This window comes from Vreelandella maris (genome assembly GCF_013371085.1).
Classification (GTDB): domain Bacteria; phylum Pseudomonadota; class Gammaproteobacteria; order Pseudomonadales; family Halomonadaceae; genus Vreelandella; species Vreelandella maris.
In genome coordinates, this window is sequence record NZ_JABWCV010000029.1 from 31,890 (window position 1) to 47,931 (window position 16,042).

Annotated in this window: 13 protein-coding genes; 8 read left to right on the top strand and 5 right to left on the bottom strand. The window is 58.0% G+C overall.

The window, feature by feature from the left end; translation table 11 throughout:
* Positions 1-3: 3 nt before the first annotated feature.
* From HUO07_RS18660 to trkA, 3 genes are read left to right on the top strand one after another with little or no spacing between them, the layout of a single operon-like run.
* Positions 4-1,197, top strand: coding sequence for a sensor histidine kinase (locus tag HUO07_RS18660; RefSeq protein ID WP_246286829.1), 1,194 nt, complete (start codon positions 4-6; stop codon positions 1,195-1,197).
* Complete coding sequence (locus tag HUO07_RS18665; RefSeq protein ID WP_176304756.1) at positions 1,187-1,909, top strand: response regulator; 723 nt, start codon at positions 1,187-1,189, stop codon at positions 1,907-1,909. Before HUO07_RS18660 ends, HUO07_RS18665 begins: the two co-directional genes overlap by 11 nt.
* The gene (gene trkA / locus HUO07_RS18670) at positions 1,906-3,279 is read left to right on the top strand and encodes a Trk system potassium transporter TrkA (protein WP_176304757.1); all 1,374 of its coding nucleotides are present in this window, start codon (positions 1,906-1,908) and stop codon (positions 3,277-3,279) included. Before HUO07_RS18665 ends, trkA begins: the two co-directional genes overlap by 4 nt.
* Before the next feature lie 17 nt (positions 3,280-3,296).
* Here the strand turns inward: trkA and HUO07_RS18675 are convergent, their stop codons facing one another.
* The 4 genes from HUO07_RS18675 to gap all read right to left on the bottom strand — a co-directional run bounded on the left by HUO07_RS18675 (position 3,297) and on the right by gap (position 6,393).
* Positions 3,297-4,040, bottom strand: coding sequence for an anti-sigma factor (locus tag HUO07_RS18675; protein WP_176304758.1), 744 nt, complete (start codon positions 4,038-4,040; stop codon positions 3,297-3,299).
* Positions 4,037-4,591, bottom strand: coding sequence for a sigma-70 family RNA polymerase sigma factor (locus HUO07_RS18680; RefSeq protein WP_340162507.1), 555 nt, complete (start codon positions 4,589-4,591; stop codon positions 4,037-4,039). The genes HUO07_RS18675 and HUO07_RS18680 overlap by 4 nt, the downstream gene beginning before the upstream one ends.
* Positions 4,592-4,709: 118 nt before the next feature.
* Positions 4,710-5,231 (bottom strand): DUF3455 domain-containing protein, encoded by a 522-nt coding sequence (locus HUO07_RS18685; RefSeq protein ID WP_176304760.1) that lies wholly within the window; start codon positions 5,229-5,231, stop codon positions 4,710-4,712.
* Positions 5,232-5,391: 160 nt separating this feature from the next.
* Complete coding sequence (gene gap / locus HUO07_RS18690; RefSeq protein ID WP_008956989.1) at positions 5,392-6,393, bottom strand: type I glyceraldehyde-3-phosphate dehydrogenase; 1,002 nt, start codon at positions 6,391-6,393, stop codon at positions 5,392-5,394.
* Between the two features lie 218 nt (positions 6,394-6,611).
* Between gap and HUO07_RS18695 the strand changes: the two genes are divergently transcribed.
* On the top strand, positions 6,612-7,088 hold the full coding sequence (locus HUO07_RS18695) for a methylglyoxal synthase (RefSeq protein ID WP_176304761.1): 477 nt from the start codon (positions 6,612-6,614) through the stop codon (positions 7,086-7,088).
* A 17-nt stretch (positions 7,089-7,105) separates the two neighbouring features.
* On the opposite strand, the gene cra is transcribed toward HUO07_RS18695, so the two are convergent.
* Positions 7,106-8,083 carry a catabolite repressor/activator gene (cra, locus tag HUO07_RS18700; RefSeq protein ID WP_176304762.1) on the bottom strand — a complete coding sequence of 326 codons (978 nt, stop codon included), beginning with the start codon at positions 8,081-8,083 and terminating at the stop codon, positions 7,106-7,108.
* Between the two features lie 289 nt (positions 8,084-8,372).
* Between cra and ptsP the strand changes: the two genes are divergently transcribed.
* The 4 genes from ptsP (at position 8,373) to pgi (ending at position 15,818) form a co-directional block, all read left to right on the top strand.
* The gene (gene ptsP / locus HUO07_RS18705; protein WP_176304763.1) at positions 8,373-11,243 is read left to right on the top strand and encodes a phosphoenolpyruvate--protein phosphotransferase; all 2,871 of its coding nucleotides are present in this window, start codon (positions 8,373-8,375) and stop codon (positions 11,241-11,243) included.
* Positions 11,243-12,214: a 1-phosphofructokinase gene (gene pfkB / locus HUO07_RS18710; protein ID WP_176304764.1), complete on the top strand. Its 972-nt coding sequence runs from the start codon at positions 11,243-11,245 to the stop codon at positions 12,212-12,214. Before ptsP ends, pfkB begins: the two co-directional genes overlap by 1 nt.
* Complete coding sequence (locus HUO07_RS18715; protein ID WP_176304765.1) at positions 12,211-13,953, top strand: PTS fructose-like transporter subunit IIB; 1,743 nt, start codon at positions 12,211-12,213, stop codon at positions 13,951-13,953. Before pfkB ends, HUO07_RS18715 begins: the two co-directional genes overlap by 4 nt.
* Positions 13,954-14,150: 197 nt before the next feature.
* Complete coding sequence (pgi, locus tag HUO07_RS18720; RefSeq protein ID WP_176304766.1) at positions 14,151-15,818, top strand: glucose-6-phosphate isomerase; 1,668 nt, start codon at positions 14,151-14,153, stop codon at positions 15,816-15,818.
* The last annotated feature ends 224 nt before the right edge of the window (positions 15,819-16,042 follow it).

Consider the following 16,042-nt stretch of genomic DNA (forward strand, 5'->3'; position numbering starts at 1 on the left):
ACCATGAAGGACGACAACATCATGCCGCTTGGCAAACCAATTAGCAGGTCCGCCTCGCACTTCGTTCGTCGGTTGCGCGCTCCCACGCCGTTTGAAATTCTCATCGCGCTGGCGAGTACTGGCGCTGCGCTGCTGATCGCCTGGGGACTGTACGCCTGGCTGGCACTAGCCAATCTTTCGTTGATCTTTCTTACCGCGGTACTCACCAGCGCTGTTTTGGCTGGAAGCTATGCGGCTTTGCTCAGCGCCCTGCTGGGGTTTCTGACCTTCAACTTCTGCTTTACCGTCCCGCATTTTTCGCTTGCGGTCGAAGAGCAGGAGCAGCTACTGACGCTGTTATTCTTCCTATTGGTGGCACTCGTAGTGGGCAAGCTCGCCGGTGATAGCCGACAACGGCTGCTGGAGCTGAGTGAGGCGCGCCTTGCTGAAGAGCAGGAAAGGCTGCGGTCCGCGCTACTCTCATCGGTATCCCACGACTTGCGTACCCCGCTGGCATCAATCATTGGTGCTGCCAGCTCGCTGCGCACCCTGGATGCTCAGTTGACCCAGCAGGATCGCTTCGAGCTGCTGGATGGCGTGTTGAGCGAAAGCGAACGGCTAAATCGCTATATACAGAACCTGCTGGACATGACTCGCCTCGGCCATGGAGATATGAAAAGTGAGCGTGACTGGGTCGCGTTTGACGACCTGGTCTCATCGGCTCGTAAGCGGCTGGGCAGCACCCTCAATGGCCTGCAGATAAAGCAGCACTGGCCTGACGACCTGCCGCTGCTCTACGTGCATCCGGCCCTGATCGAGCAGGCCCTGGTCAATGTGCTGGAGAATGCGGCTCGTTTCTCGCCCCCAAATGGCTGCATCACAATCGAAGCCTGCTGCTCTAGAACTTACAAAGCTGGGAAAAGTGGCTCTGCTAAGCCCAACACTGATGATACGTCTACCCTGCTATTTTCAGTCACCGACGAGGGCCCCGGAATTCCGCCAGCGCTGAGCGAACGGGTATTCGATATGTTCGTTACTGGTCATGAAGGTGATCGCAGCCGACATGGAAGTGGCTTGGGGCTGGCGATTTGCCGCGGCATGCTGGGCGCCCACGCAGGGCAGATCCACGCTAGTCAAGGGCCCGCAGGGATCGGCACTACGATCACCATGTCACTGCCGCTACCCTCCACCAGCGAGGAGGCAGACAATGAGCAGTGATCAAGCGCGGGTGTTGGTCATTGATGACGAACCCCACATTCGCCACTTCTTGCGCATCAGCCTTGCCTCCCAGGGTTTCCAGGTGATCGAGGCCGCCACTGGTCGTGAAGGGTTGGAAAAACTCAGCGCCGGTGCCTCTGCACCCAACGCGGACATCGTTCTGTTGGATCTTGGCCTACCCGATATGGATGGTCAGCAGGTACTCGATGCCATCCGCCAGCATTATGAAGTGCCTGTTATCATCGTTTCGGTCCGCGGGCATGAGGCAGAAAAAGTTCGTGCACTGGATAACGGTGCTAGTGACTACGTTACCAAGCCATTTGGTATCCAAGAGTTGTTGGCCCGAATTCGAGCTTTATTAAGACGGCGCGCCAGTCCCAGTGCTCAGCGATTCAAGCATGGCGGACTGGTGGTCGATATCGCCGCCCACCAAGTCAGTTTGAATAACATCGCGGTTCATTTAACACCTAAAGAGTTTGCCATTCTGGCCCATCTTATCGCTAGTGCTGGACGCGTCGTGACGCAGACCCAGCTACTTCGTCAGATCTGGGGCCCCACCCACCAGGACGACAGCCACTATTTGCGAATTGTGGTGAGCAAACTGCGCTACAAACTCGGCGACGATCCCCAGTCGCCTACCCTGTTACAAACAGAACCCGGCATTGGTTACCGGCTCTCCCTTGAGCCTGACCGTGAGGACAATAGCCCATGAAGATCATTATTCTCGGCGCCGGCCAGGTCGGCGGCACCTTGGCAGAACACCTCGCCCGCGAGGAGAACGACATCACTGTCGTTGATACCGATGCCAAAAAACTGCGCGATCTGCACACCAAACTCGATATCCGCACCGTGACCGGCGCGGGCTCTTACCCTATTGTGCTGCGCCAGGCAGGCTGCGAAGACGCCGATATGCTGATCGCCGTCACCAGCAGCGATGAAATTAACATGATCGCCTGCCAAGTTGCCCACACGCTGTTTCGCACTCCGACCAAGATCGCCCGGGTGCGTGCTACGGCGTATTTAACCCGTAAAGGCCTTTTTGCCCACGAAGCGATACCCATTGATGTCCTCATCAGCCCCGAGCAGGTGGTCACCGACCACGTGCGCCGCCTGATCGAGCACCCCGGCGCCCTACAGGTGCTGGAGTTTGCCGGTGGCCTGGTACAGCTGGTGGCGGTGAAAGCGTTTTACGGCGGCCCGCTAGTGGGTCAGGATTTAGCCTTTCTGCGCCGCCATATGCCCAACGTGGATACCCGTGTGTCGGCTATTTACCGGCGCAATCGACCGATTATTCCCCGCGGCGATACGGTCATCGAAGCTGACGATGAGGTCTTCTTTCTCGCCGCTCGTCGAGATATTCGTGCGGTGATGAGCGAGCTACGCCGGGTCGAGCGGGATTTCCGCCGCGTGGTGATTGCCGGTGGCGGCAACATCGGCGAGCGGCTGGCTGAGCATCTGGAGCATAGCCATCAGGTCAAGATCATTGAGCACGACCTGGAGCGCTGCACCACGCTTTCCGAGCGGTTGGATCGCACCGTGGTGCTCCACGGCAGCGCCACCAGCAAGCGCCTGCTGGAAGAAGAGAACATCGAAGAGTGCGATATCTTCTGCGCGCTGACCAACGACGACGAGGTTAATATCATGTCATCGCTGCTGGCCAAGCGTTTAGGCGCCAAGAAGGTGCTGACGTTGATCAACAACGCCGCTTATGTTGATTTGGTGCAGGGTGGCGAGATCGATATCGCTATTTCGCCCCAGCAGGCGACTATTGGCAGTCTGCTGACGCACGTGCGACGCGGCGACATCGTCAACGTCCACTCGCTGCGCCGGGGCGCCGCCGAAGCGATTGAAGCCATTGCCCATGGCGACAAGCAGTCGTCTAAGGTGGTTGGCCGCACCATCAGCGAGATCGACCTACCGGAAGGCACCACGATTGGGGCAATTGTGCGCGGCAAAGAGGTCATCATCGCCCACGGCGATGTGATGGTTGAGAGCGGCGACCACGTGATTCTGTTTGTGGTCGACAAACGCCGCATTCGCGACGTGGAACGCCTGTTCCAAGTCGGCTTATCGTTCTTTTAATTGGCGCTTTTGAGAGGCTAAATCTCGACCGCGCGACCAATAAATTCAATGGGCCCAGTGGGCAGGCCAGTGGCCGAACCGGTTTCGTCTTCAAGCGTTAGCTCAAACAGCTGGTTATCTTCAAGCGGCGGCAGCTGGTCTAAGCGCATCCGAATGGGTTGGCCTGGCTCCACTAGCCCCAGCGATACCGGAGCCTGCCACTCATCCGCCTTGGTCCAGAACTCTAGCGCCTTACCTTCAGGCACTTCGAACGTACCCAGCGGGATAAGCTCTATTTCCTGCCGCGATGATGCCTGAACTACCCAGCCCGCTGATTGGGTTTGCGGGGCAAGCAGAACCACCATGTACTCAGGCGTAGTTGAAATAGTTGGTTCAGTGACTTCATTTGCCAGCATTACCCCCATGACTAACGCCGCCGCCAAACCAAACCCGGCAGCGCCACGCCAAAATGGCAAGCTATGTAGAATGCGACGAGGCCTTGGAGGCACAACAGCGGAACCCGTACGATTAGCGGGTGTTTTTTGTGCCTTTAAGCTGCGCTCAATACGTGGCCACAAATAATCGGAGGGAGCGACAGGCGTGGTGATAGCGGTATAAGGTAAAAAGCGCTCTTCCCAGGCCATCACGGCTTTTTGCAGTTCAGGCTCATTGGGTAACCGAGCTTCCAGCACTTTGCGCTGCTCTAACGACAGTGTGCCTAGCACGTATTCACCCGCCAAGGCATGGTCATCTTCGCGTTCGTGATCATTAGGGCGGGTCATGCCATACACTCCCGTAAGCGCAGTAAACTGCGTTTTATCCAGGCTTTAACGGTACCGAGGGGCGCCCCAGTATGGGCAGCAATTTCCGCGTGACTGAGGCCATCAACATAGGCGTGAAGTACACAGTTACGCCGCTCGGGCTCAAGTTGCTCTAAACAGCTATCCATCCGCTGGCCGGTCTGCCAATCAAAGGCTTCTTCGGCAACATCAGCGTGCTGGAAGTGTTCGTCGTGATCTAATTCGGTGGGGGCGTTGCTATCGAAGGTAATTTCACGGTCACGGTAACGAATAGCATTTAATGCCAAGTGACGCGCGACACTAAATATCCATGCTCGCGCAGACCCTTTGTCAGGGTCAAAACTATCGGCGCGTTGCCAAATATTTAGGCAGGCATCGTGAACAATATCTTCAGCCATACCACGGTCTTTGACGATTCGTAGTACCACACCTAAAAGCCTGGCACCTTCATGAACGTAAAGTTGATGCAAAGCGTCATGCTCACCATGGGCACATTTGGCCAATACAGCAGCATGATCAAGTTCTGAAGACACGTCAGTCAAACCCTAGCTCCCTGGTGACGGCACCGACGCCAGTCGTCGTTTTCACAGACAGCATATCCGCTAGGGACTCAACAAACGAGTCCCCAGCGAAATTAGCGTTCCAGTCGACTTATTCAGCCGCCCAGAAGATATAATCCGCTTGATAGGTGACTACGGCGGTAGCGCCGTCATGTTCCATATCACAAGCCACATTGGGCGCAACGCCACCCTGGGTGTTTAAACGCTGAATGTAGCTGACGCCTGTCATTGCGCCTTCGCCTTCAGCAGGGTTGGCTTCAACAAGCTGGAGCGGAATGTTGCCATCACCATTGGTGGCCGTGGCTAGCTGGGTACCGGTCACTTTAGAACCATCCAACGCTTCCCACGTGGCTGGCGGGCCATAGTAGCTACCTACTTGGCTGCCATCGCTAGCATTAAGTGCAGCGTCTGGGCCTTTGAATACCCAGCCCATGTTGCCGTCCTCTTTGGTTTCACACATGTAGGTAATGGCGCCAACGCCAACCGTTTCGAGGGCGATGGTGTTGCCGTCCGGCACTTGAACGTCCGCAGGCGTTTCGGCCAAAACGGCATGACTGAAGGATGCAATCAGAGTGGCGGCCAAGGTAGCGCGCGTTAGATGATGAAGTGTCATTTCAGTCTCCTAAAAGGGTTGTTATCAGCTGCCGTAAATAGCGGCTGTATAGGGAATACCCGCGAGAAGACGTTTTGGATGCACTATGTTTAAAAAATAAAAAACCCTGAGCAAGGGCTCAGGGTAACGAGTAGGAATAGTTAGCAGTGTTCGCTATAGCTTAAGCGGTCTTTTGCATCGCAATGGCGGTGTCCAGCATGCGGTTGGAGAAGCCCCACTCGTTGTCGTACCACGCCATAATCTTAACCAAGCGACCATTTACACGGGTGTGATTGGTATCGAAGGTGGATGAGTTGGCATCGTGATTGAAGTCGATGGAGACCAGCGGCTCGGCATTAACCGCCAGCACTGGCGAATTCGCAGCAGCCTTCTCGACAATGGCATTGATTTCTTCTTTGGTGGTATCGCGGCTGGCGGTGAAAGTAAGATCCACCAGCGACACGTTGATCACCGGCACGCGAACTGCCAGGCCATCGAACTTGCCAGCCAGTTCCGGCAATACTAAACCTACCGCCGCTGCCGCCCCGGTCTTAGTCGGGATCATGGAGTGGGTCGCACTACGAGCGCGGTAAGGGTCAGAGTGGTAAACATCCGACAGGTTCTGGTCGTTGGTGTAAGCATGCACCGTGGTCATCAGACCGTTCTCTATCCCTACCGCATCGTTCAGCGCTTTTGCTACCGGCGCCAGGCAGTTCGTGGTGCAGGAGGCGTTGGAAACCACCGTATGCTCGGCGGTTAGAATATCGTCATTCACGCCGTATACAATGGTGGCATCAGCGTCGGGGCTGGGCGCAGAAATAAGCACCCGCTTGGCGCCAGCAGTAATGTGCTTGGCAGCCGCCTCGCGCTTGGTAAACAGCCCCGTGCACTCCATCACCAGGTCGATATTCATCGACGACCACGGCAACTGTGCTGGGTCACGCTCGGAGGAGATCGCGATACGATCACCATCCACCGTGATGCTCTCGTTGTCATGCTCTACCTTGAAAGGGAAGTGGCCATGCACGGTGTCGTGACGCAACAGGTGGGAGTTCAGCGAAGGATCGCCCAAATCGTTGATAGCGACAACCTGTACACGGTCGCGGTAGCTGTTCTCGTAAAGGGCGCGCAGTACATTGCGGCCGATACGGCCAAACCCGTTAATCGCAACTCTTATTGTCATGATATAACTCCTCAATTAACCAATGGTAGCAAGTGTCGCATTTAGTAAAAAATTACTAAAAATACGTATTTAAGCGTCATGAGGCTGAAAATTCGTATAACAACGGCCCCAAAAGGCTTGTAAATATCCAATATGTAGTAAAATTACTATATAAGCGCTACCGTAGTCCAACATTAAAAGCTGGTCTTAGAAAGCCAATACAAGTAAAGGGTTCCGCCATGAGTGATGCACAACCGCCCCGCCAAGCTATCCGCACTCTACAAGCACGCAAACGCATTGCACTGATTGCCCACGACGGCAAGAAGGTCGAAATGCTGGAGTGGGCGACCCGCTGGCAAAGCGTGCTCAGCCAGCATGAGCTGATCGGCACCGGCACCACCGCCGGGCGCTTGAAAACCGCGCTGGGGCTCGATGTTGAAGGGTTGATGAGCGGGCCGTTGGGCGGCGACCAACAAATTGGTGCACGCATCGCCGAGCAGCGTCTGGATGTACTGATTTTCTTTTGGGATCCTTTCTCGCCTCAACCCCACGACCCGGATGTTAAGGCGCTGCTGCGCTTAGCGGCCCTGTGGAATGTGCCGGTTGCCTGCAATGCGGCGACCGCCGACTTCCTACTTTCATCGCCCTATCTGGGCGAAAGTTACGATATGTCGATTCCAGATGCGAGTGCCTGGGCCCAGGCCAGAACGGTCTAAGCATCAAAGCGCTGTGTTCAGCGGGTATGCAGGTGGCGGGCAACCACCTGCAGCCCGCACTCGTAGTGGCCGCCCAAGGCGGCCAACGCGCAGCTCAGCGTCAACGCAGCAATTCGGTCATAATCCTGCAACGCTGAATTGACCGGCTGGGGGAGGAAATCCAGCAGCCGGTGATCGCCAAAGGTGGCCAAACGGATATTTTCTGGTAAGCCTCCACGCTCCAAGAACACATCAAACACTCCTTCCAGCAGCGTATAAGACGCTGTTACCAGCGCATCGGCGCCGCCCTCCTCATCCAGCAACCGGGCTGCAAGGCGCGCCCCTTCGCTTCGCTCATAGCTCGCCCCACTTAAGATCAGCGGCACAACTTCCATGCCGCTCAATGCCGCCTGGAAACCAGCCCGCCGTTCGCGGCTGATCGACAGGTTCGGCATTGCCTCCAGCCACGCCACACGTTTGGTTGCCCCACCAATTACCGAGCGAGTCAACGCCTCGGCCGCTTCGCAGTCATTGCTCACCACGCTGGAAAACAGTGCGGGATTCAGGCCACGATCCATGCCCACCACACACCAGCCCTCGTCTACCAGATCGGCGTAGAAGGTGTCGTCGCTGGGCAGACAACTGGCGGTGATCAACACCTCACAGCGCTGGGCACGCAGCGCCAGGGCGAGTGCTCGCTCGCTCTCTGCACAGTCATCTGAACTAACAATCAGCAACTGATAGCCCTGCTCCCGCGCACCACGCTCCAGGCGTTTCGCCAGCCGGGCATAACTGATGTTCTCAAGGTCCGGCACGATAAGGCCCAGCAGACGGCTAGCCCCACGACGCAGAGCGGCCGCCTGCGGGTCTATGTGGTAACGGTGCTGACGTACTACTGCCATCACTTTCTCAATCGTTGCCACGCTAATACGGCGCTGCTCGGCCTGGCCATTAATCACGTAGCTAGCGGTCGTGCGCGAGACGCCGGCTAGCCGGGCAATATCGGCGAGTGTCATTCGGGTTCCCCTTGGTGTGACCGGGCAGTTTATCAGCAAGTAAGCGCCTACCAGACCAAAGTCTAAAAGCACGAACCTTGCGTCACGAAGTGAATCGATTCAGCATAGCACTAACACTAGATTCATTGGCAAGGATGAATCACCGCTGAAGGGTCGATTCATCCCACTGGCATCAATGCCATTACCATGATCATTTAACGACGATCACTTATGTACACGCCCTGCACTCGACCCAAAGTACTCACCGGAAGTACTTCGCAGCAACAGAGCGCGTTTACAGGAGAATGCTATGTTGACACTCGGCCCCGATGACATCCTGCTAGGCCGCCACGCGGATAGCTGGCAAACCGCGCTGGACAGTGCCGCTGAAGCGCTGGTAGACGCCGGACTGGTTGAGGCCGAGTACCGCGGCGGCCTGCACGCCCGCGAAGCCCAGTCATCGACGTTCCTGGGCAATGCCATCGCGATCCCCCATGGCACGCCAGAAAGCCGCCGACATGTGAAGCAGACCGGCGTCCGCGTGCTGCAGTTTCCCCAAGGAATCGAGTGGCACGACGGTCAACAGGTGCATGTGCTGGTGACCATCGCGGCCCAGAACGATGAGCACTTGGATATTTTGCGCCAGCTCACTCACGTGCTGGATCGTGACGGCGTTGCCGAGCAGTTAGCCAGCGCCAGTTCCGCTGCCGATGTGGCGCGCCTGCTGTCCAAACCGGCGCTTGAGCCACGCTTGGATGCTGATACGCTATGTGTCAATTTTCCCGCCCAAGATCCGCAAGAGCTTGCCTTGGCCGCCGCTGCCCGCCTGCGTCAAAGCGGCTGCGTCGATAACGCCTTCATTGCCGCTGTCGCCGCCGCTCAACCCACCTGGTTAGGCAAGGGGTTGTGGCTGGCCAGCAGCTCGCAAGGGGTTAATCAGCCCGCGCTTGGGGTCGCCACGCCAGCGTCGCATACCTTGGAAAGCGCTGGCCACCCGGTCCATGCGCTGTTCTGCTTAGCTGCCCACGGTGATGCCCACCGTCCGCTGTTAGAGCAATTAATGGCCTTGCTGGATAGCGGCGCCAGCGACACGCTGCTCACACGCAACAGCGCTCAACTGCTTTCCCTGCTGGCGGGCGAGACCGCAAGCACGCAAACCCGTCGCGTGCGGGTGCTTAATCCCCATGGCCTGCACGCCCGCCCCGCCAAGCAGTTGGTGCAAGTCGCCCGCGCCCAGGCAATGGCGATCAATGTGCGGCTGGAAGAAGGCAGCGCCACGCTGGTCTCGGCGGCCAGCTTGACCAAGGTGATCGGCCTGGGCGCACGCCGCGGCCAATGGCTGGTGCTGTCCGCCGAAGGTGATAACGCGCGTCAAGCGCTCGAGAGCGTGGCGGAAACGATTGAGGCTGGCTTGGGCGAGAAAGTGACGCCCCTTGACGGCGGCTTTGACACCGCGCCCGAAGCCAGCACGACTCAACCGGCCGTCGAGCCACTGGCTGCCGACACGCCCCATACCGGCGTGGCCGCTTCGCCGGGCTTGGCCATTGCCCCGGTGTTTGTTATCCGCCCCATGCAGTTCGACTACCCCGAGCACGCCGATGACGCGGAGCAACAGCTCATCCGCTTGAATCACGCCATTAAAGAGGGCGCGGCCCAACTGGAGGCGCTGGTTCGCAATGCACAGGGCGGCGAAGTCGCCGATATTCTCTCGATGCACGAAGAGATGCTCGTTGACCCGGAACTTCATCACGCGGCCTCGGATGCCATTCGCGAAGGACGCTCAGCGGAAGCGGGCTGGTGGGAAGCGATTGAAACCGCTGCCCACGCCCAGGAAATGCTGGCCGACCGCCTGCTGGCCGAACGCGCCGCCGACCTCCGCGACGTGGGTCGTCGGGTGTTGGGCGTGCTCTGCGATGTGACGCTTCCTGAACCGCCTGACCACCCCTATATTCTGGTCATGGACGACATCGGCCCTTCCGATGTGGCGCGCCTGGATACCTCCCGTGTGCGTGGCCTGCTCACTGTACGCGGTGGTGCGACAGCCCACAGTGCCATTCTGGCCCGCGCGCTGGGCATTCCTGCCGTCGTTGGCGCGGGGCAGGCGGTGATGGCGCTCAACAACGCCAGCATGATGATTTTGGATGGCGATCGTGGCCGGGTAACATCGCAGCCTTCCGAAGAGCGGTTACAGCGTGCCGAGCAGCAGCTGCTCGACCACCAGCAACGCGAAGCCGCTGCCTGGGAAACCCGCTTTGAGGTTGGTCAAACTCGCGATGGCCACCGTGTCGAAGTCGCCGCCAACCTGGGCAATACCGCCCACGCTGCCGATGCAGTAGAGCGCGGCGCCGAGGGTGTTGGCCTGCTGCGTACCGAGTTCCTATTCATGGCCCATGCCAGCGCCCCGGGTTTGACCACTCAGATCGGCGAGTACCGCCAAGCGGTGGAAGCGTTGGGCGGCCGCCCGCTGGTGGCACGTACCCTGGATGTGGGCGGTGACAAGCCGCTGCCTTACTGGCCGGTTCCCCAGGAAGATAACCCCTTCCTAGGGCTGCGCGGCATTCGCCTGGCACTGACCCAGCCCGACGTGCTCGAGACCCAACTGCGCGCGCTGTTGATGGCCAGCAAAGATCACCCTTTGCGCATCATGCTGCCGATGATCAAGGACATTGCCGAGTTTCGGGCGGTCAAGGTGATCTATGATCGCCTGCTGCAAGAGATCCCCGCCTCCCAGCGCGCTACCGATGTGCAGCTCGGGGTGATGATTGAAGTACCTTCCAGCGCGCTGCTGGCACCCAGCCTTGCCGCCGAGGTGGACTTCTTCTCGGTGGGCACCAATGATTTGACCCAGTACACCCTGGCGATTGACCGCGGTCATCCGGAGCTTTCTGCCCAGGCCGATGGCCTACACCCGGCGGTGCTGCGTCTAATCCAGATGACCGTGGCCGCAGCGCATAGCCAAGGCAAGTGGGTCGGTGTGTGTGGTGAGCTGGCCTCGGATGCCGTGGCTATTCCCGTATTAGTTGGCCTGGGCGTGGATGAACTCTCGGTCAGCGCGCGGCAGATTCCTTTGGTGAAAGCTCGCCTGCGCGAGTTTGATTTTGCAGACGCCCAGGCCATCGCTCAGCTAGCGCTTTCACAAGCGACCAGTGACGAAGTGCGTGATGCACTGGAGGCGCGCTAATGGCCCGCGTGCTTTGCATTACGCTCAACCCAGCGCTGGATTTAGCGTTTAACCTTGACGCCTTAGTATTGGGCAGCGTCAACCGCCCTACCAGCGCGCAGCTCGAAGCCGCTGGTAAAGGCGTTAATGTTGCCCGTGTATTGGCAGAGCTTGGTCATAGCGTCACGGTCAGCGGCTTTTTAGGCAGCGAGAACGACGCGCCCTTCGCCCTGGCTTTCAAACAGCTGGGGCTGGCCGATGCCTTCGTGCGGGTGCCTGGCAGCACGCGTATCAATGCCAAACTGGCTGAACAGGGTGGCCGCGTTACCGATATCAACGGTCCCGGCATGCCGATTAACGCCACACATTTACAAACGCTAATCGACACGTTGGACGCCGAACTGAGCAGCGCGATGCCACCCCAGGCAGTGGTTGTCGCTGGCAGCCTGCCCCCAGGGCTGTCATTGGATGGTTTTTGCCAGCTGCTGGAGCACTTGAACGCCAGTGGTGTGCCGCTATGGGTGGATACCAGCGGCCCGGCTCTTAACGCCGCCATCGACGCCCACCCGGCGGGCATCAAGCCCAATGAAAATGAACTCGCCGACTGGGCAGGGGACACTCTCGACACGACGCCAGCACGCTTGGCGGCCGCCAAGCGGCTACATCAAAGCGGCATCGCCCATGCGCTTGTGTCAGCGGGTGCCGAAGGCGTGCTGTGGGTGAACGCCCAAGGTGCCTGGCACGCCACGCCCCCCAAGGTGACGGCAACCAACACGGTGTGCGCTGGCGATACCTTTGTCGCGGGCATGCTTCACGGCTTACTGAATCAACACGACCCGGAACGAACGCTGCGCTTTGCTACCGCACTCTCTGCCGAGGCCGTACGCCATGTCGGTGTCGGCAACGCCAACGCTGCGGATTTCGACTCACTCCAACAACACACCCGGATACGGCGTCTTGATGACTCCATCACCGAGGGAGCTACGCTATGAACATAATTCTGATTACCGCCTGCCCCAGCGGCATGGCCACCACCTTCCTCGCTGCCAAGCGCCTGGAGCAGGCTGCCCAGCGCCAAGGCTGGTCGGTACACGTTGAAATGCATGGCGAAATCGCGCCACTGCAGGCTGCTACTGCTGATCAGATTGCTAACGCCGATTTGATTGTGGTCGCCGCCGATCACGTGCCCGCCCCGGAACGCTTCGAAGGCAAGCGCCTGTTCCAGGCACCGATTGCCAGCGCGCTCCCCGACCCTAGCGGTTTTCTGGCCCAGGCCAAGCGTGAAGCGCCGATTTACAGCGCGCCTGCCGCGCCTGCAACTTCCGTTTCTACCGCTGCAAGCAGCGCGGGTGGCAAGAAAATTGTCGCGGTCACCGCCTGTCCTACCGGCGTCGCCCACACTTTTATGGCCGCCGAAGCGCTCTCGGAAGCAGGTAAAGCCATGGGCCACGCCATTCGCGTGGAAACCCAAGGCTCGGTGGGCGCACAAGATAAATTAACGGAAGAAGAGATCGCTCAGGCCGATGTGGTGCTACTAGCCTGCGATATCGACGTTGATCCGTCGCGGTTTGCAGGCAAGCGCATCTACCGCACGTCTACCGGCAACGCACTGAAAAAGCCGCGCCCCACCATTGAAGCCGCACTGGAAAACGCGGCACTGGAAAATAGCGGTTCGGCCAATACCGCTAGTGACAATAAGGGCGTCAAAGAGAAAGGCGTTTATAAGCACCTGCTCACCGGCGTTTCCTTTATGCTGCCGATGGTCGTGGCGGGCGGCCTGCTGATTGCACTCTCCTTTGTGTTTGGCATTGAAGCGTTTGAGCAGGAAGGTACTCTGGCCGCCGCACTGATGCAGATCGGTGGTGGTACCGCCTTCGCGCTGATGATTCCGGTACTGGCAGGCTATATCGCTTACTCTATTGCCGACCGCCCCGGCATCGCGCCGGGTATGATTGGCGGCATGCTGGCGGCCAATATCGGCTCCGGCTTTATCGGCGGTATTTTGGCCGGTTTCCTGGCGGGCTATGTGGCGCTGGCGGTCACCCGTTACGTCAAACTGCCCTCCAGCGTTGAATCCCTGAAGCCGATTCTGATTATTCCGCTGGTTGCCAGTTTGGTTACCGGCCTGACCATGATCTACGTGATTGGGGAACCGGTCGCGGCAGTGCTTAGTGCCCTCACCAGCTTCTTGGAATCCATGGGCTCCACCAATGCGGTACTACTGGGTATTCTGCTGGGCGCAATGATGTGCTTTGACCTGGGTGGCCCGGTTAACAAAGCCGCGTACACCTTTGGCGTGGGCCTGCTTGCCTCAGAAACGTACGGCCCCATGGCGGCGATTATGGCGGCTGGAATGGTACCTGCCATTGGTATGGGCATTGCCAGCTTTGTAGCGCGCAACAAGTTTTCAGCACCTGAGCGCGAAGCGGGTAAAGCGTCATTCGTGCTGGGCCTTTGCTTTATCAGTGAAGGCGCGATCCCCTTCGCGGCGAAAGATCCGCTGCGGGTCATTCCGGCCTGTATCGCGGGCGGGGCATTGACCGGCGCGCTATCGATGCTGGTGGGTGCGAAGCTAATGGCGCCCCATGGCGGTATCTTCGTACTGCTGATCCCCAACGCCATTACCCCGGCGCTGCTCTACCTGGGCGCTATTATAGCGGGCTCGCTGGTTACCGGGTTAGGCTATGCATTTATCAAACGCGGTGCAGCTCAAGTGGCGGTGGCTACCTAACGACTGATCCTACCCTGTGTGGGCAGGCAATCGTGCTTGCCCACATAAATACGTAGCTTTACGCAGTTAATGCAAGTCTAAGCATAAATGCTCTCTACTCCTCGCCGCTTTTTATGTAGTATTTTTACATAACGCCACGTTTAGTTTGCCATTCGGTTCTGGTTACTACATTCACTTAATAACAAACGGATCGCCCTATGTTTCAGCTCACTCGTAGTGTCACCTGGCAGGCGCTTGACCGCCTGCGCGACAAAACCGCTAACGACCGCATTCGTGACTACTTCACCAATGACCCGCAGCGCTTTGAGAAAATGAGCCTTCGGGTGGGCGGTCTGTTTCTTGACTACTCCAAGCACCATGTCTCCGATGAAGTGCTTACCAAGTTGATTGAGCTAGCCGACCACTCCGCACTGGTACAGCGCCGGGCGCAGATGTTCTCCGGCGACATCATCAACGTCACCGAAAACCGCCCGGTACTGCATACGGCTCTGCGTCACTTAGGCGATGAGCCGGTGTATGTGGACGGCGAAGACGTTATGCCCGAGATCACCCGGACCCGTGAGCAGATCAAGCTGTTCTCTGAAGCGGTGCGCAATGGCGAGTGGAAAGGCTACAGCGGCAAACGTATTAAAGATGTGGTCAATATCGGTATTGGCGGCTCGGATCTCGGCCCTAACATGGCGGTGCGCGCACTGCTCAAATACCGCCACCCGGAACTGCACTTCCACTTCGTTTCCAACGTAGACGGCACCCATATCCAGAAGGTGCTTTCGCGCCTCGACCCGGCGACTACGTTGTTTATCGTCTCTACCAAGACCTTTTCTACCCAGGAAACGCTGCTAAACGCCAAAACCGCACGGCGCTGGTTCCTGGAGAACGCTGGTGAAGACGCCGACGTGGGTGCGCACTTTATCGCTGCCTCCACTAACCGCAAAGCGGCGATGGAGTTCGGCATTCGCGAAGAGAACGTGTTTGAGTTCTGGGCCTGGGTGGGCGGGCGCTACTCCATGTGGTCCTCCATCGGCCTGCCGATTGCGCTTTCGGTCGGTTTCGAGGGCTTTATCGAACTGCTCGAAGGCGCCCACGAAATGGATAATCACTTTATCCATGCGCCCTTCTCAGAGAACATGCCGGTGCTGATGGCGCTGATTGGTATTTGGTACATCAACTTTATTGGTGCCGAAACCCAGGCCATCGTGCCCTACGATCAGGCGCTGAACCAGCTGCCTTCTTTCCTACAGCAGTTGGATATGGAGTCTAACGGCAAGTCGGTAGATATTTTCGGCCACCCGGTGAACTACAAAACCGGCCCGATTGTGTGGGGCCAAACTGGCTCCAACGGTCAGCACGCTTTCTTCCAGCTGCTGCACCAGGGCACCCGCTATGTGCCGATTGATTTTATCGCCTCGCTCAAGCCCGAGCCAGGCGTAGAAGACCACCACTTCGCGCTACTGACCAATATGCTCGCCCAGGCCAACGCCTTTATGGAAGGCAGCCAGGGGGACAGCAAAGAGCTAAGCCAACATGACCCCTACAGCTGCCCCGGCAACCGCCCCTCCAGCACGCTACTGCTGGACGAGCTAACGCCAAAAAACCTGGGCGCGCTGATTGCGCTTTATGAGCACAAAGTGTTCGTCCAAGGCGTTATCTGGAACATCAACTCGTTTGACCAGTGGGGCGTACAGCTCGGCAAGCGCATCGCCGGTGAAATCAGCGAACGTATCGACACTAACGCCGCTGATTTTGACGCCTCCACTCAAGGCCTGCTGGAGTTGGTGCGGGCGCACTTTCCAAATGGCGGCAGCGGCGAAAAGGAAAGCGCACTGGCCAGTGCCGAGAAGAAGCCAGCACGAAAGAAACGTTGAACGGATAGGTTGGTAAATCTTTATAAAACTGCGCCTTGGCTTGAGTACGTCAAGGCGTTTTCCGTTCTTGGTTCTTTCAGTCTTAATAATTGGCAGTCCTGAAACTAAGTACCTGATCTAAAGTTTTCGTGTAATATCCATGCCAGGATTTCTGACACGGACAGAACCATGGAAAAACGCTTCGTTGCCCCTCTCACTGAACCTGAACAACAGACGCTGACCTC

Bases quoted from the DNA above. Each gene is read 5' to 3' on its own strand.
- trkA (WP_176304757.1), top strand. From the start codon at position 1,906: ATGAAGATCATTATTCTCGGCGCCGGCCAGGTCGGCGGCACCTTGGCA.
- gap (WP_008956989.1), bottom strand. From the start codon at position 6,393: ATGACAATAAGAGTTGCGATTAACGGGTTTGGCCGTATCGGCCGCAAT.
- cra (WP_176304762.1), bottom strand. From the start codon at position 8,083: ATGACACTCGCCGATATTGCCCGGCTAGCCGGCGTCTCGCGCACGACC.
- HUO07_RS18675 (WP_176304758.1), bottom strand. From the start codon at position 4,040: ATGACCCGCCCTAATGATCACGAACGCGAAGATGACCATGCCTTGGCG.
- pfkB (WP_176304764.1), top strand. From the start codon at position 11,243: ATGGCCCGCGTGCTTTGCATTACGCTCAACCCAGCGCTGGATTTAGCG.
- HUO07_RS18715 (WP_176304765.1), top strand. From the start codon at position 12,211: ATGAACATAATTCTGATTACCGCCTGCCCCAGCGGCATGGCCACCACC.
- ptsP (WP_176304763.1), top strand. From the start codon at position 8,373: ATGTTGACACTCGGCCCCGATGACATCCTGCTAGGCCGCCACGCGGAT.
- HUO07_RS18695 (WP_176304761.1), top strand. From the start codon at position 6,612: ATGAGTGATGCACAACCGCCCCGCCAAGCTATCCGCACTCTACAAGCA.
- HUO07_RS18685 (WP_176304760.1), bottom strand. From the start codon at position 5,231: ATGACACTTCATCATCTAACGCGCGCTACCTTGGCCGCCACTCTGATT.
- HUO07_RS18665 (WP_176304756.1), top strand. From the start codon at position 1,187: ATGAGCAGTGATCAAGCGCGGGTGTTGGTCATTGATGACGAACCCCAC.
- pgi (WP_176304766.1), top strand. From the start codon at position 14,151: ATGTTTCAGCTCACTCGTAGTGTCACCTGGCAGGCGCTTGACCGCCTG.
- HUO07_RS18660 (WP_246286829.1), top strand. From the start codon at position 4: ATGAAGGACGACAACATCATGCCGCTTGGCAAACCAATTAGCAGGTCC.